The 15,895-nt window shown below is 54.1% G+C and carries 12 protein-coding genes; 3 read left to right on the top strand and 9 right to left on the bottom strand.

What is annotated here, in order from left to right:
* Positions 1–128: 128 nt before the first annotated feature.
* A complete protein-coding gene (locus LOC70_RS23430; protein WP_230256485.1) occupies positions 129–608 on the bottom strand; it encodes a DUF3750 domain-containing protein in 480 nt (159 codons plus the stop codon).
* Positions 609–2,956: 2,348 nt separating this feature from the next.
* On the opposite strand from LOC70_RS23430, the gene LOC70_RS23425 reads away from it, so the two are divergent.
* Positions 2,957–3,355: a hypothetical protein gene (locus LOC70_RS23425; RefSeq protein WP_230256484.1), complete on the top strand. Its 399-nt coding sequence runs from the start codon at positions 2,957–2,959 to the stop codon at positions 3,353–3,355.
* Positions 3,356–3,403: 48 nt separating this feature from the next.
* Here the strand turns inward: LOC70_RS23425 and LOC70_RS23420 are convergent, their stop codons facing one another.
* The 3 genes from LOC70_RS23420 to LOC70_RS23410 form a co-directional block, all read right to left on the bottom strand.
* Complete coding sequence (locus tag LOC70_RS23420) at positions 3,404–3,718, bottom strand: hypothetical protein (RefSeq protein WP_230256483.1); 315 nt, start codon at positions 3,716–3,718, stop codon at positions 3,404–3,406.
* A 2,737-nt stretch (positions 3,719–6,455) separates the two neighbouring features.
* Positions 6,456–7,232: a hypothetical protein gene (locus tag LOC70_RS23415; RefSeq protein ID WP_230256482.1), complete on the bottom strand. Its 777-nt coding sequence runs from the start codon at positions 7,230–7,232 to the stop codon at positions 6,456–6,458.
* 1,975 nt (positions 7,233–9,207) lie between these two features.
* Entirely contained in the window at positions 9,208–9,753 is a 546-nt protein-coding gene (locus LOC70_RS23410) for a hypothetical protein (RefSeq protein WP_230256481.1), read from the bottom strand.
* A gap of 560 nt (positions 9,754–10,313) precedes the next feature.
* Here LOC70_RS23410 and LOC70_RS23405 point away from each other — a divergent pair.
* Positions 10,314–10,538 (top strand): hypothetical protein, encoded by a 225-nt coding sequence (locus tag LOC70_RS23405; protein ID WP_230256480.1) that lies wholly within the window; start codon positions 10,314–10,316, stop codon positions 10,536–10,538.
* Between the two features lie 449 nt (positions 10,539–10,987).
* On the opposite strand, the gene LOC70_RS23400 is transcribed toward LOC70_RS23405, so the two are convergent.
* From LOC70_RS23400 to LOC70_RS23385, 5 genes are all read right to left on the bottom strand, one after another.
* Positions 10,988–11,488 carry a hypothetical protein gene (locus LOC70_RS23400; RefSeq protein ID WP_230256479.1) on the bottom strand — a complete coding sequence of 167 codons (501 nt, stop codon included), beginning with the start codon at positions 11,486–11,488 and terminating at the stop codon, positions 10,988–10,990.
* Positions 11,489–11,581: 93 nt separating this feature from the next.
* Positions 11,582–12,073 carry a GspE/PulE/PilB domain-containing protein gene (locus LOC70_RS24650; protein WP_390889104.1) on the bottom strand — a complete coding sequence of 164 codons (492 nt, stop codon included), beginning with the start codon at positions 12,071–12,073 and terminating at the stop codon, positions 11,582–11,584.
* Positions 12,074–12,177: 104 nt separating this feature from the next.
* Positions 12,178–12,645 (bottom strand): hypothetical protein, encoded by a 468-nt coding sequence (locus LOC70_RS23395; protein ID WP_230256478.1) that lies wholly within the window; start codon positions 12,643–12,645, stop codon positions 12,178–12,180.
* A gap of 1,745 nt (positions 12,646–14,390) precedes the next feature.
* Complete coding sequence (locus tag LOC70_RS23390) at positions 14,391–14,759, bottom strand: hypothetical protein (protein WP_230256477.1); 369 nt, start codon at positions 14,757–14,759, stop codon at positions 14,391–14,393.
* Positions 14,760–14,938: 179 nt separating this feature from the next.
* Positions 14,939–15,286 carry a hypothetical protein gene (locus tag LOC70_RS23385; protein ID WP_230256476.1) on the bottom strand — a complete coding sequence of 116 codons (348 nt, stop codon included), beginning with the start codon at positions 15,284–15,286 and terminating at the stop codon, positions 14,939–14,941.
* Positions 15,287–15,435: 149 nt separating this feature from the next.
* Between LOC70_RS23385 and LOC70_RS23380 the strand changes: the two genes are divergently transcribed.
* A partial coding sequence (locus tag LOC70_RS23380) for a hypothetical protein (RefSeq protein WP_230256475.1) occupies positions 15,436–15,895 on the top strand: 460 nt, incomplete at its 3' end.

Genomic DNA, 15,895 nt, shown 5'->3' with positions numbered 1-15,895 from the left:
CGTGTCCGTATCAAGTTCCTTCGACAAGGATCGGAGCACGATCTTGCCGGTTGATGTTGGCACACTCGTGGCGGTCGGTTGCATTTCAGTCGGATAACGTCGGCCGTCACCGGGCGGCGAGAGTAAAACTAACCATCTGAAAACGCGTTGCCGCCGCTCCGGTGCACGGCATTGTTCGCCCTTGGCTTCGCGAGGCGGGTGGGTGTTGCGTATCGCCGACCGAATCCACGCCAACCCAAAGTATACAATGGGCCAAGCACCCATTGGACGTAGGTATTGCTGTTGGGGCCGGGATAGATTCGGTAACAATTATTCCATGGGTAATTGTTCGGGGTGGATTCGATCCTTGAAGCGAGGCGGGCGGCAACATCGCCCGACCAGCGATAGACGAGACGCCCCGGGCCGTTGCCAACACCGGATGAAGGCCGTAGCAGGTTTCGGTGGAGGTGGCCCCAAGACGTGACGCATTCGTCAGGTGATTGCCAAACCTCCCAGCGGTCAATGGAGCCATCGTGGCAGACTACAAGCCAATGATGCTCCGCAAAACGACCAAGGCCCGGAATCCGTGCCGTCCATAGGTCGACAATCGTTTCGGGGTGAAACGGCATTAGTTGGGCGAACGGCGGACATCACCGGGCGGTGAAAACCAGTGTGATTGGAAAGCGAAGCAGGTCTCCACCACCGCTCCGTGTGCATGTCATGGTTATCCATTGGTTTCGTTGCGATACTTATCTCGTTCGCGTGCTAGCGTCGCATCTGTCGCATGTCCAAGCCAGTAGCCGACCAACGATGGCGTGCCATAGGCATGGAACCAAAATGACCCTAGAGTGACAAATGAAATCGCGTGGACAAGGAAGAGGGTTCCGTGACGTTCAGGTGTAGCTTCGAAATAGATAAGCGAGCCAAGGCATACGACCGCGGTGAGCGTGGAAAGTGTACTCGCCATTGCGGAGTTGCGAAGACGGATCCTACGCTTGCAAGTCGTGCACCGAGAAAACGGGAGTGCGAGACGAAAGCGGTTTAGGGTTCCGCCGCATACAGGGCAGCAATTCCGTCTGTTCCGCGTTTGGGATGACGGCGAGACTTGCGGTGTCAGGTAGGGATTAGGACCGGTGCTCACGGCTGATTTTTCAGTCGGATAACGTTTGCGATATGCGGGCGGTGGCGAGGGATGTGATTGGAACGCCAAGTTGGTCTCCACCACCGCTCCGTCATCATCGCGTGGTTATCGAGAATACTTTCGTTGATCCAATCGAGCGACTTGGAAACGTCGAGTGACGATCACGAGCGCACCGACAGGTGAGGAAGCGATGGGTACGATGTCGATGGAGAACATCATAGGATTGTAGCAGACGTAATCGACATCGTTCGCATCGTTTCCGGGAGTCTACGCAGCGGTGAAACGTCGGAGTCGCGGTGAGGCGATCGGTTGGCAACCGGAGCGCAGGCGTTCGTCAGAAAGGTTGACGACCGTTCGCGTGACCGCGACAAATGTTACAATTCGAGCGACTCGATGTGGCGAGCGACCGACCGCAGTTGTGTCGCCCATTGTGTCAAGCGTCGATTGGTTTGACGTTCATGGTGTTGAACGTTTTATTGTGTCACTATTGAACCGTCGAACTGCCTTCGCGAGTATCGATGATGATGTGGTTTGCAACCGAGATCGGCATTACTACGTCCTGCATGAGTCGTCGCGATAACGGCCGGCATCACCGGGCGGTGGAAACCAATGTGATGGGAATGTGAAGTAGGTCTCCACCACCGCTCCGTGTGCATGCGATGGTTATCCGCCGTCTTGCGAGGCCTCTGGATGCGGCAAAAACCGAGCAGGTAGGGTTATTATTATGGGGCGACCAGCGTCAACCGAAACCGATGCGGAACGACTAAGAACCCCGGTGCTTGGGGAGTCGATCTGGATGCGGTCCCAAGGAATCAGCAATGGTGGATGGCCGAATCGAAAAAGGGGGAGGACGGACATATACAGGCCGGAGTCCGAAGCCATCAGGATCAGGCAAGACCCGTAGTTGATCCAGCCAACCCGTGCGGATTGAAAATAGCTTTGATTTCCGTCAGGACGATTGTCGCATTCAAACATAGCAGCCATTTCGGACCACCCGCCAACTCTTGAAAGGAGCCCGAGTGTAGTGCCGAAGAACAGCAGCATTGCGAAGGCAGCAATGGGTAAAAGAAGGAATGCCATCAAGCTACTTCAGTCGGATAACGTCGCCAATCACCCGGCGGCGACGAGAGATTCTCCATTTGAAAACGCTCAACTTCGCCGCTCGGGTGCATTGGATTGTTCTGCCCTTCTTACTTTTGGGGCAATCGCAAGCCGTCACTTCTGGATAGATATCAATCGACCGGCGGCATATTCTCGGCTAAACCGAATGGTACGCCAAATCGCCCAAATCAAGAACACAGCAGTCGCCAACCATATCATCAGTCCGATGTGGGCGTACATCGCAGGTGGGTTTCCGGCCAGCATGTCCATTGTCTGCGAATAGTAAGCCATATTCAAACCGAACCAACCGACAGTTCCGAGAAAAGCAAGGGCGACTGCAACGTGTGTCGACCGAGGCACAGGGTGTACCCTCGGGTCCAAATATTGTTCGATGCAAAGAACGAGAGCATATGGTGATGATGTTCCGTAGGTGAAGAAACCAATTAGTGCGGGGATGATCGGTTTGGTCGGAACTAGTGCAGTTTGGTTAGATTCAACCGTTGGAGCTTCCGTTAACGGTGGCGTGTAGGGATTCGTCATCAAACTTGTGGTGCTAGTAATGCTCAAGTCTTTCGCCGCGGAGACAGTCGTTGGCAGAACGGTACGGATCACCGGGCGGCGGGAGCACGGTAACCATTTTGTAAAAATTGACCACCGCCGCTCCGTGTGCATCCGATGGTTCGCCGGGGTATTCTACGTCCAGTTGAACGATCAATCCAGCAATGGGACTAGCCGATGGCGAAGTACAAGATCAGCATCCGCGATGCACTGAGCGCCATTACAATCGTCGGGCCCTCGATCGGCTGGTATGTGGATCACAAACGCATGGCCAATACGCACAAAGAACGGGTCGAAAAACTCAATTCAAAGATTGCGAAATACGAGGTGGTTAAAAGGCACGCGGAATCCGCGAAGTTCGGTTTTTACTCCGAAGATGTGTTCAAAGCGTTGTTGGAGCGTGTCGATCTGCGGACGATGGTCAGTGGTGTACGAGACGTGTCCGTATTCGGTTTCGAGCATGACGGTGAGGCCCAAGTAACGTTCAACGATGGTGAAACGATCATCCAATTTGTTGATGAAGACGAGTTTAATGGAGCACGCAAAATGCTCGCGGCCAAACGAGAACGACGATGATCGGCGAACGTCACCGATCACCCGGTCGCCGCGAGCAATCTTCCATTGTCAAAACGCCCGACTCGGCGACTCGGGTGCATCGGATGGTTCTGTCCTTTTCTTGGTGTAGCATCCGAACTCGATGACGTTCTCGTGGTGAAACATGCAAGCCCATTGGCAGGACGAATCAGTCGCGACCATTGCGTACCCGACAGACCAAGCGAACGCATCCCAATATTTTACAAGCAAACGCCAAGGCATGGTGAGGATCATCCGCCGATCGTAGAACATGTAGACCGTCGTTTGGTAAGGTACATCCCGATCGTGCAGCCACTGACGCACGGATTGCACCCCATCGTCAGTGTTCCAGGATTCGTCGGTCAACCGCAGAAGTTCGGAAGTTGGAAAACCAAGTTGGTCCCGAGATTTCCTTGGAAGTAGGCGATCAAGCCAAGAATTCAGCCGTTGGCGATCGGGAGCATCAACGATCCCAATGGAATCGAATTGGTTCTGCGGGATGACTCCGTAGTTCTCACGTGGCCAACCGAATTCCCGTTCGTTTGGCGATAACGCTGACCACGGTTTTAGCGCTGGAACAAAGTCAAGCATTTGTGACAGAACGTTTGCGATATGCGGGCGGTGGCGAGCGATGTGACTGGAACGCCTAGTTGGTCTCCACCACCGCTCCGTCATCATCGCGTGGTTATCGGGAATACTATCGTCGAACCAATTGAGCAATTCGAAACCATCGAGTGACGATCACGAGCGCACCGACAGGTGAGGAAGCGATGGGTACGATGTCAATGGAGAACGTCAAAGGATGGCATCAGACGCAATCGACATCGTTCGCATTGTTTCCGGGAGTCTATGCAGCGGTGATACGTTGGAGTCGCGGTGAGGCGATCGGTTGGCAACCGGAACGCAGTCCGTTCGTTGAAGGGGTTGACGACCGTTCGCATGACAGCGACGAATGTTGCATGGTCGAGCGACAGAGTGTGCAGAGCGACCGACCGCAGTTGTGGCCGCCATCGTGTTCAGCATCGATTGGTTTGACGTTCTTGGTGTTGAACGTTTTCATTGTGTCATCGTAGCGCCGTCGAGCAGACGATCGCGAGTATCAATGATGGCGGGGTGTGCAACCGAGATCGGTATCACTACGTCCTGCATTAGTCGCCGCGATAACGGCAGCCGTCACCGGGCGGTGGCGAATGATCTGATTGGAAAGTGTACCAACTCTCCACCACCGCTCCGTGTGCACGGCATGGTTATGCATTTCCGCGGCCGGCGAGCGCAATCACAAGCACGGAGTGGAGTAGATATTCGATAGTCCGCCAAGCGATTCATTTCGATGAGAGTCGTTGAAGTCACGAACGGCCGAGTGTCAGTCGGTTCAGCGTCGACGAGTCATGGACGCGTTGTCGAACATCGTTTCGGCGAGGCTCCAGCGCAATCGCGAGGATGAATTTCACGCGGCATTTCCGAGCACGAGATCGTTCCGGTATCCTGCATCGGTTGGGTCGGCATTGATTGCTAATCGCGAGCATGCATCCGAGCTTTGGTCTCACGCATAACGTTTGCGATATGCGGGCGGTGGCGAGGGATGCAATTGGATCGCCGAGTTGGTCTCCACCACCGCTCCGTCATCATCGCGTGGTTATCGGGAATACAAATGTTGATCCAATCGAGCGATTCGAAACCGTGAAGTGACGATCACGAGCGCACCGACAGGTGAGGAAGCGATGGGTACGATGTCGATGGAGAACGTCAAAGGATTGTATCAGACGTAATCGACATCGTTCGCATCGTTTCCGGGAGTCTACGCAGCGGTGAAACTTTGGAGTCGCGGTGAGGCGATCGGTCGGCAACCGGAACGCAGTCGTTCGTCCGAAAGGTTGACGACCGTTCGCATGACCGCGACGAATGTCGCGAAACCGAGCGACGGAGTGTACCGAGAAACCGACCGCAGTTGTGTCCGCCATTGTTTTCAACGTCGATTGGTTTGATGTTCAACGTCTTGAATTTTCAATCGTTTCATCAACGAATCGTCGAGCAGTCGGTCACGAGCATCAATGACGGCGTGGTGTGCAACCGAGAACGACATCGCCATGTCCTGCATGAGTCGCCGCGATAACGGCAGCCGTCACCGGGCGGTGGCGAAAGATGTGATTGGAAAGTGTACCAACTCCCCACCACCGCTCCGTGTGCACGGTATGGTTATGCATTTCCGCGGGAGCCGAGCGCGATCACAAGCATGGAGTGGAGTAGATGTTCGACTGTCAGCCGAGCGATGCATTTCGATGATAGTCGGTGAGGCCACGAGTACTTGAGTGTCAGTCGTGTCAACGTCGACGATTGGTGCAAGCGATGTTGGATTCTGTGTGGGCACGGGGCGAGCACAATCGCGAGCCTGAACTTCACGCGGCGTTCCCATGCACGAGAGCGCTCCGGTATCCAGCATCGATTGGATCTGCAGTGAGCACCAATCGTGAGCATGGAGTTGAGCTTCTGTCTCACGCATAACGGCAGCGATCACCCGGCCGCCGCGAGCGATCCACCACTTGTGTAAACACTACTCGGCGGCTCGGTGTGCATCGCATGGTTCTGCTTCAGTCTACAGCGAATGCGGCATCGAGGTCGTCAATTGTATCGACATCGTAAAACCACAAGTCCCAATTCCGATGATCGGACGGCACGGGAGAAGTCGTCTGGTATTCAGCGCGTTCAGCGTCTGATAGCGTTCCATACCATTCCCACCATACATACCGGTAGTCTTCGCCACCGCCCATTCGCCATCCAACCGTTACGGCGGAGTACGTGGGGTACGTAGCCCAAAGCGGCGGCATCAAGAGACCGTCCACGCGCGGGCGGAAGTCGAAAACGGATGGTTCGGAACAGCCTCGTTCGACGTACGCGAATCCTTCCCAGTGCTCAGAGTCGAATCGCAATTTGTGAGCAACATTTCGAAACCATTTGCGTTCGATTTCGATCCGCGTCGGATGCGGTGAGGGGATACCCCAACGAGCGGCGTAGCGTTGCACGATATCGAGCGACGTTTGATCCGTCATTGATCAAATAGCAGAACGTCACCGATCACCCGGTCGCCGCGAGCAATCTTCCATTTTCAAAACGCCCGGCTCGGCGACTCGGGTGCATCGGATGGTTCGGTGCTACACAACTTGTCGGGGTTCCACGTCGCCACGCCCCAGGTGACCGATGCCGCAAGTGCAATGCAAACCAAGAGCGGCAGGACGCCGCTCATGGTGAATATCGCCAATTTCGGCGATGGTCCCATCCAGTCAGTGAGTCCATAGTGGTTCATGGCAAAAACAGCGACCATTGCCAGCGTTGCTACGCCAGTAGGAGCAATCGCGCCATCTTCTTTCAAGACCGCAAGTTGGGAGCCAATCCACCCCAGCAGGGTGAGAGACGCGAAATAATGAAATGCGAATGACCCATGCGTGTGAACAATTGACAGTAAGACGCACGCTAGCAAGAGAGTTCCAATGAACTGAAGAAGAGTGAATTGCAAAACAAAACTTTGCTTACCTTGCGATCCAGTTGCTATCAGGAATGGAACAGTGATCAATGAGACCACGGAGAAGATGCCAATTCGATAGCTGGATAGCACCTCTAGCGTGTTTGTATGCAACATTTGCAGCAGGGTACTGGGCGATGGCCCAGCGATGACAACACTGGTACCCATAAGAAACAGCATGAAGGTAAGAGCCAAGCGTTGAATGGTTGGCACGGCCTTGGATGAGAAAATGTGTGACGACAATATCGCAATGGAAAGCCACGCAAGGAAGCGTCCCGCGAAACCAACGTAAATGACGCAATTTTCTCCCATCGACTCGGCTTCAGTGGTTTGGCAATACGCGGCGGCGAGCAACGCAATCATCCCGACTGCGAAAAGGCAAAGCATCGATATCAGCTGAGACATTCTATTCACCGAACGTCACCAATCACCCGGCGGCGACGAGAGACTGTCCATTCAAAAACGCCCGACTTCGCCGCTCGGGTGCATTGGATTGTTCCCCGCTCTACGCTTCATCCGCGGCTAGAGTTGACGATACCACAACTCCGTGCCCAACAATGCGTCCGCCCTCGCGAACAGTAAATGTGGCACTGGTCTGAAGAGTAGAGTAGTCAACGCGGGGATAGTACATGAGCCGCAACGGATATTGGCCGGAGCCAGTCTTGGGATCAACCACCGACAATGCGGGCTCGAACAGTACGCCCATGTAATGTTCGAGGAGTTGGTTGTTTGCGTCAGTTCTAGCTTTGCGGTTTGTGCGATCGTCAATCGCCAGATGTGGCATGTATCGCCACTCGGAATTGATTTCGATACCGTGTCTGGGACCACCCTCGGACGGTGAAAGCATCACGATGTCGGCGACGATTTGGGGTTGAGCGTCCACGTCGAAAATCGCAAAGAATCAGTCGGGGAACGGTAGGGTTCAGCGGGGCCGCGCGAGCGACTTTCCACTTCAAATACGTCAGCTCGCGGCCTCCGTTGCAACCCATGGTTCGTCGCTCGCCGCAAGATCGTTACGTCATCACATCATACTACCAATGCGGGCACCAGAGTGTATCTTGGTATTAGGTAGCGACTGCCGCAGTTCGGCTAGCGCCTCCTCGGACAAAGAGGTTTCGGTAACATTGAGGACACGCAGATGGCGGAGTTCTTTGAGTGTCGCGACTGAAGCGTCTGTAATCGATGTACCCCGGAGATATAGTCCGCGAAGATCATTGAGGCGAGCTAGTTGATTCAGATCACTGTCGGCTAGCGGACAATCTTGTATCGCGAGAAGCCTCAAATTGGGCAGTTTCGAACAGAGTTCGGCGGCCCGAGACGGATCTTCCGGCCTAGACAAAGACACGTCGACGATGGTCGATACCATGTCCGGACCAGCAAAGCGGATTAGCGAAGGCAGTTCCAACCTATTGTTTCGCGAGTACCGTTCCGGATCGTCCCAGTTCTCGTACTGATACCGATAGTAGATCCTCGCATCGGCATTGCGTAGTTCTGCGGCTATGCGTTGTTGCCGCGTAGCGAAATGGAGGCAAATCGCGATGAATCCTATCGCGACTACGAGTGCACGGATAGAGAATTGGGAAATCCGCATTTCAGGTCACAGGTGGCCTATTGCATCGACGAACGCTCAGCATCACCGGGCGGTGGAAGCCAGCGTGATTGGAAAATGAAACAGGTCTCCACCACCGCTCCGTGTGCATGCGATGGTTATCCATTTCGAAACCCCGTGAGATACCCATAGTATGAGGGGAAGAACAGCAAGCCAGTCGCCAAAATCAGGACATACGCACGGCATGTAGTTTCATGCCCAACCAATCGAGGAGCCGCACGCATTGCCAACACGTAGCTCGCTATTAGCAACAGAAAAAAGCAGGAGCCAATCCATCGGTCTGCCCAGCGTCCAAATGGCGAAAGCTCAATTGCAACCGCGCTGGCAAGGAGCGTCATTAGCCCAAGCACTCGAACACGCGGACCGAAGGGAAGTGCAATTGCCGCGACGCAATAAGCGGCTGCGTAGGTCGGAATACTGTCGGATGCGTAGACGAGTTGATCGGACAACCATTCTGGGAAGAAACGTGATGACTCATAGACGTTCAGCTCAACCAAAACTTGAAGACGGTTTCGGACAGGGAAGGACAGTCGATGCAAATTGCCGGCTATGCTCATGCATGCGACGGCGGCGATCGGCAACAGAATTGTGTCGCTAAGGCTCCAAGTAGGTTTTGCCCAACTTCTCATTTGGATAACGTCGGCAATCACCCGGTCGCGACGAGAGATTGTCCATTGCCAAAACGCCCGACTTCGCGACTCGGGTGCATTGCTTGGTTCGCCGCAGATACTACGAAACCCAGGACTCTCCATAGTCGATGATTCTCCACTTGCCGTCAATCTTCTCATATGTTCGCGTTGATGCGCCCCCACCCAGCGGGCAACACCAGACGCCGGTCTGAACCTCGGCCTCCGTTTCGGATACCCATCGACGAATCGTGACCCATTCCATCCAGGCACGAGCATCGGAATCCTTTGTCAACACATGACCGTCTTTGAGATACGCATCGGTTGCAGGCCTATACCAAATATTGAGCTCTGGGTGCTCATGCAGGAAATCCGTTGGTATATTGCGCCAGTTGCCCGTATCGGACCATTGATCCATTGGCGTCAATGTCAGGCAGTAGATTCGCCCATCAGGCTCATCTAGATCGACGTACTTTTCAGGCTCCTCAAGTTCGGAAAGCAAGTAGCTATAGAGGTCGCCCTGGCGTTCCGACAGCTCTGCGGGCGTCCAGTTCGACGAGACATCAGCTTGTGATGGGTTTTCGTTCTGTGAACTGCAGCCGCAAGACAAAAGCGTGATTGCGATCAGCGGAAAGATACGGATTGCCATGATTTGAGGACTCTCATGTCGGCGAACGGTACGGATCACCCGGTCGGCGCGAGAGATCTTCCATTGTCAAAACGCCCGACTCGCCGACTCGGGTGCATCCGATGGTTCTGGCTTCTCCTGCGGTGCATTAAGTCTCCGCGATCCGCTAACGAGTATACCACAGGCGACAGACATACCCACGACTAACCCAATCACAACGAATCCAGGTCCCTGCCCACGCGAACCGGCCAAAACAAACAGCACGGCGGGCGGTAATGCCAAAGCGATGGCAGCGTATGTCAGTTGACGTCTAAAAATTGTTGGATCATGCGGCCAATCCTGAGAGCGAAAACGGTAAACAATCCCGCCGATAATGCACCCGGCTAGAACGACAACGAACCCAAGTGGGCTTTGGCGTGCGAGGAAGGGAATCGATCCAAAACCGCCGAGCAGGCCAAACCCAACGATGTAAATCGCGGGACCGCGACGAAGACGACGCGTTGATTGTGTTGGGCTTGCCTCTCTCGGCTCTGTCGTTGGTGGTGCGTATGGGTTAGACGTCACGGGAATGTCAGAGTTGATTGGCAGAACGTTTGCGATATGCGGGCGGTGGCGAGGGTTGTGATTGGAACGCCGAGTTGGTCTCCACCACCGCTCCGTCATCATCGCGTGGTTATCGGGAATACTATCGTTTATCCAATCGAGCGATTCGATACCGTCGAGTGACGATCACGAGCGCACCGACAGATGAGGAAGCGATGGGTACGATGTCGATGGAGAACGTCACAGGATTGAATCAGGTGTAGTCGACATCGTTCGCATTGCTTCCGGGAGTCTACGCAGCGGTGAAACGTTGGAGTCGCGGTGAGGCGATCGGTTGGCAACCGGAACGCAGTCGTTCGTTAGAAAGGTTGACGACCGTTCGCATGACCGCGACGAATGTTGCTGGATCGAGCAACGGATTGTGCCGATCGACCGACCGCAGTTGTGTCGTCCATTGTGTCCAGCGTCGATTGGTTTGATGTTCGCTGTGTTGAATGTTTCCATTGTGTCATCGTTGAACCGTCGAGCAGACGGTCACGAGCATCAATGACGGCGTGGTGTGCAACCAAGATCGGCATCGCTACGTCCTACACAAGTCGCCGCGATAACGCCGACGATCACCGGGCGGCGGCGAAAGAGTAAAAACTAAAACCCAAAAGACCTCGACTCCGCCGCTCCGTGTGCATCGGTTTGTTCTGCATTCATTGTGCGTTCAATCCCGGTACACGCCGGAAAGTCGCTTCATTTCGGCTTCGGGAAAATCATGTTCGCACCACCGAGATTTGTAGCCGTCAATTCCGAAAGTATCGAACAAAGTCCAAAGGACTGTATGCACCTGCTGCATGAATCGCCGCGCGGATACAACGCCCTCCGTAATACGTTTCGGGTAACCGTCGCCGACGGATTTCATCCCCCAGCTGTGCCAATCGTCGTACCAATCAATGCTGTATGAACAGTTACTGTCATCAAGTCTCATGATCTTGAGCTGGTGCTCTCCTGGTTCATCCATGAACACAACCATTCGATCCGCTGTTCCACGCGACACGTGGTAGGCAGCGTTTGCAAGCTCTCGCAGCGTATCGTGAAGATACGAGACCGTCATGTCGACAGAGACGTCGTCATTGCAAAGCGTTGCGGTCGCCCAACCATGTTCGTGAAGTTCGTAGGCCAGCGTGAATTTCGTCATGTCCTTCAGCGGCAGAACGTTGGCCATCAGCGGGCACGGACGGTTGATTGTCCATTGCCAGGAACCGTGCAAGCCGTGCTCCGTTGCATGGCTTGGTTACCCGAGATTCGAGTGCAATCTTCATTCGTCGCGTATCATGCCAAGAAATGCCTTTGAGCGATCGAAGTACGCCACGCATTCACCACGAGCAACTGCGGCATCGAGTTCGTCTCCGGTCTTGCATAGGCGGACGTTCGTGTCGCATTTTCCACAATGACGCAGTAGTGAATCGCCTGTTCGGTCCAGGTCAACCCATCGCTTGTTGCAGCGGAACAGGATCGCTCGAGGGCAATTTTGTATCACAGAGCCTAAGGCTGAATAGTGAAGGTCAACCGTAGTTTCAAGCATTGAACGTTCAGCAACGTCATAGGTTAGTTTGCGATCAAGAATGAAACGCAAAGTCGTCAGCAGTTCCTCGGTTCGGCCGAGAGTGTCGTATGGGATTATGAGATGGATGGTCGTTTCATCCCAAGAGAGCGGAAGGACCGTGTGATTCCGTGCAACGGTTTCGGGAACGATCTCGAGTACGTACTCGTCAATCGCAATTCGGTCCAGGTCACTAGCGTTCAACATGAGTCAGTCGGGTAACGTCACGCGTCACCCGGTACGCGCGAAGGATTTTCAACTTCAAAACCGCCCGATTCGCGTACTCGGGTGCACGCGATGGTTCGTCAGATTTACTCTTCCGAGACACCGACAACGGGGAGTCTAACGGAAAATCCCGTGCCACGAATAATGAAAGCGTTTGCATTCTCTTCCCCAGTCTTCCGCAGCACGTCCACGAAAAAGATCTCACCTGACTTTGTGACAATGACGAGTTCTGCCATTTCCCCTTCTTCCGCCAATCGTCCCCACTTTTGTATCGCACCTGTTTCTGAAAACAGTGTGCGAATTAATCTGGAAGCTATGTCACGGGCTTGCTGGTCAGTTAACTCGTTGTCAGCGGTACTAAGATCTCCAAATGGTTTTAGTTGGGTCAAGATTATTCGCGCGACGGAATCTCTTGGTATGGCATCCGGTAGATGCAAGCCGATCCAGTCATTTGCTTTCGTAATCGATTTGTAATCGAGTTGCTTCACCTCAACCGGCGGTGGTTCAGTCGCCTTGGCATGCGTCAGAACGCTAACAGCAAGAGCTGCAAGCATGAGGTGTCGGGGCATCGTATTCTCCTGACGAACGCTCGGCGTCACCGGGCGGTGGCGAGAGATGTAATTGGAAAGTGTACCGAGTCTCCACCACCGCTCCGTGTGCACGCAATGGTTATCCGCAGCATCCGGCCAAGTAGATTAGGAGTGCAGATCATGCCGGAAGACAGTCATGTAGAGAGCGTAGACGACTGCGGAGTTCAAAGCGATTAATACGGTTGAGTACCGGAACCAGACACTGCGGTGGGGACGCGATTGTCGGCAATGCAGCACTGCAAGCAGCCCGAAGTCGGTAAACAGGGTCAAAAGCCAGATCAGCCACCAGTATCCAACTCCAGCGGCGTGGATCGTCGAGATCAATGACCCATTGGGAACGGGGTGTTCGCCGTCAATTCGAAAGCCGCAGAGTAGACCTAGGATTGGCCATAGAAACACCACAAGTGAGATAAGAACTCCAATATGGGCAACAAGGTAAACCCAGCGTGGCCAAACGGGTGGCACATCGTTATTTTGAAGTGTCGGTGCGTATGGAGTTTCAGTCATTGGTGTTGTCACCATCTAACGCACTCATTTCAGTCGGATAACGTTTGCGATATGCGGGCGGTGGCGAGTGATGTGATTGGAACGCCGAGTTGGTCTCCACCACCGCTCCGTCATCATCGCGTGGTTATCGGGAATGCTTTTGTTGAACCAATCGTGTGACTCGCAAACGTCGAGTGACGATCACGAGCGCACCGACAGGTGAGGAAGCGATGGGTACGATGTCGATGGAGAACGTCCAAGGATTGAATCAGACGGAGTCGACATCGTTCACATCGTTTCCGGGAGTCTACGCAGCGGTAAAACGTTGGAGTCGCGGTGAGGCGATCAGTTGACAACCAAAACGCAGTTCGTTCGTCAGAAAGGTGGACGAACGTTCGCATGACCGCGACGGATGTTGCAAGATCGAGCGACGGAGTGTGCCGAGCGACCGATCGCAGTTTCGTCCGCCATCATGTTCAGCGTTGATTGGTTTGACGTTCAAAGTGTTGAACGCTTCATTGTGCGATCGGCGCACCGACGAGAAAACGATCGCGAGCGCAAATAATGGCGTGGTGTGCAACCGAGATCGGCATCGCTACGTCCTGCATAAGTCGCCGCGATAACGGTACGCGTCACCGGGCGGCGGAAACCAGGCAACCACTTATAAAAATTCTCCACCGCCGCTCCGTGTGCACGCGATGGTTACCCGCCTTATTCGCGATCGCTCGAAGGGTTATCGAACACGGAGAAATCGGTGTTCGGGGGAAGTCGGCGTATTCGCGGTTCGATCACGGAATGAACTGCAATCCGCGTCAGAAGAACCATGACGCCAAGGAACGGTACGATCAAGTACGGAAGCGGTGATCGCTCAAGTGTCTGGAATACGGCAATGGAAAGTGCGATGAAGCTTGTGAGCCAAAGCATCGTGCTGATGCGAAATCGACGGCCATCGCGTACCGCGCGGCGGAGGATGCGGATGTCAAACAGATCGCGTAGTCCCGTTAGCGTTTCGTGCGTCGAGAAGATTAGCGAAACGACGAGTAGCACCACGATCGATGCACCAGCAAACATTATTGCGTAGGCGTTCCACATTGAATGCTAGCGATGCTCCCAGGGAAGAATGGAGTCACCTCAGTCGGGTAACGGTACGGTTCAGCGGGCGGCGGCGATTGACCCAACCACTGGAAAAAAGGTGACCACCGCCGCTCCGTTGCAACCGATGGTTATCGCATTTCTGGTGGAAGTTCGTCGAATGGCGATTCACAAACGTGCAGAGTATTGAGTAGCGAGTTTGCAACCAAATCCCAACGCACCCAGGAGTATTCCACCGTCGAAGTACCGCCGGCGTCCGGTGGTCCCATTGTAGCGATCTTGATGACGCCCGTTTGGCGATCGTCGTCCATGGAGTCCAGTGCAGACACCCAACGAGTTACGCCGGGTGACACGTCAGCATCCCCAGCCCAAACGGTCGAGTCGTGCGTCCAGCCGTTCTCGGAGTGTGTCTGAAGTACCAGATCGTTGAAGTCGAAGCCCTTGTGATCGGCAGTATTGTATTGAAGCAGAAGTCGGGACTTGCCATCCAGTGAAGTCACCGATTCTCGTTCGACGACGGTTCGGTGGCAACCGTTGATTGCAAGAACAGCAGTGATCAGTGCGAAGCGAAACATTCAGCTGCGATAACGTTAACGATCACGTGGTCGCCGCGAACGACTCACCACTTCAATAAACTCAACTCGGCGACTCACGTGCATCGTCTGGTTCTGACTCTTCTCTACTTCGGGCGGTGGGTGACACGCAGAATGTACAACGCCTCGTCATCGTCGAGAATTTTGCTCATCAACCCGGTCTCCAGCGAAATGGCCGCAGCTCGAATCACATGAGATTGCATGTCGCAAGAATCCTCAACGGAAATCTGTTGCCATCCGGCATCTTTCGACAAATGTCCCCCGAAGAAGGCTTCGCGTCCTTTGGTCGCAATTTGGGATTGGGCTAGCTCACGTTCGTCATCAGTTTCGTAGGGAATACGGAGTTGGTCGAATCGAATCGAAACATCGTCGCCCGCCCGGTGGTTCCTGATCGGATTCTCAATCTTGGCAACCCGGCGGTTGAGATCAGACAACAAACGTTTGATCTCGGAAAGGTCGTTCTGGTGGCGACTCGGTGGTTCGCCGGCGCGACTAGTAGAAATTGCGAAAACGCAAACCAGCGAAAAAGCAACAAATCGATACATTACGATTCCCTCCAAAGAGTCAAAAATCGAGACAGTGTTTGTTTAGGTCAGAACGTTTGCGATATGCGGGCGGTGGCGAGGGATGTGATTGGAAAGTCGAGTTGGTCTCCACCACCGCTCCGTCATCATCGCGTGGTTATCGGGATTACTTTCGTGGATCCAATCGAGCGACTTGGATTCGTCGAGTGACGATCATGAGCGCGCCGACGGGTGAGGAAGCGATGGGTACAATGTCGATGGAGAACGTCAAAGGATTGCATCAGACGCAATCGACATCGTTCGCATCGTTTCCTGGAGTGTACGCAGCGGTGAAACGTTGGAGTCGCGGTGAGGCGATCGGTTGGCAACCGGAACGCAGTCCGTTCGTCAAAAAGGTTGACGACCGTTCGCATGACCGCGACAAATGTTGCAAGTTCGAGCGATTCGATGTGGCGAGCGACCGATCGCAGTTTTGTCCGCCATCGTGTGCAACGTCGATTGGTTTGATGTTGAAAGTGT

The sequence above is a fragment of the Rhodopirellula halodulae genome (assembly GCF_020966775.1).
GTDB lineage: Bacteria > Planctomycetota > Planctomycetia > Pirellulales > Pirellulaceae > Rhodopirellula > Rhodopirellula halodulae.
Note: the sequence above shows the minus strand (reverse complement) of the source record. Positions and strands in the feature narration are given on the sequence as shown.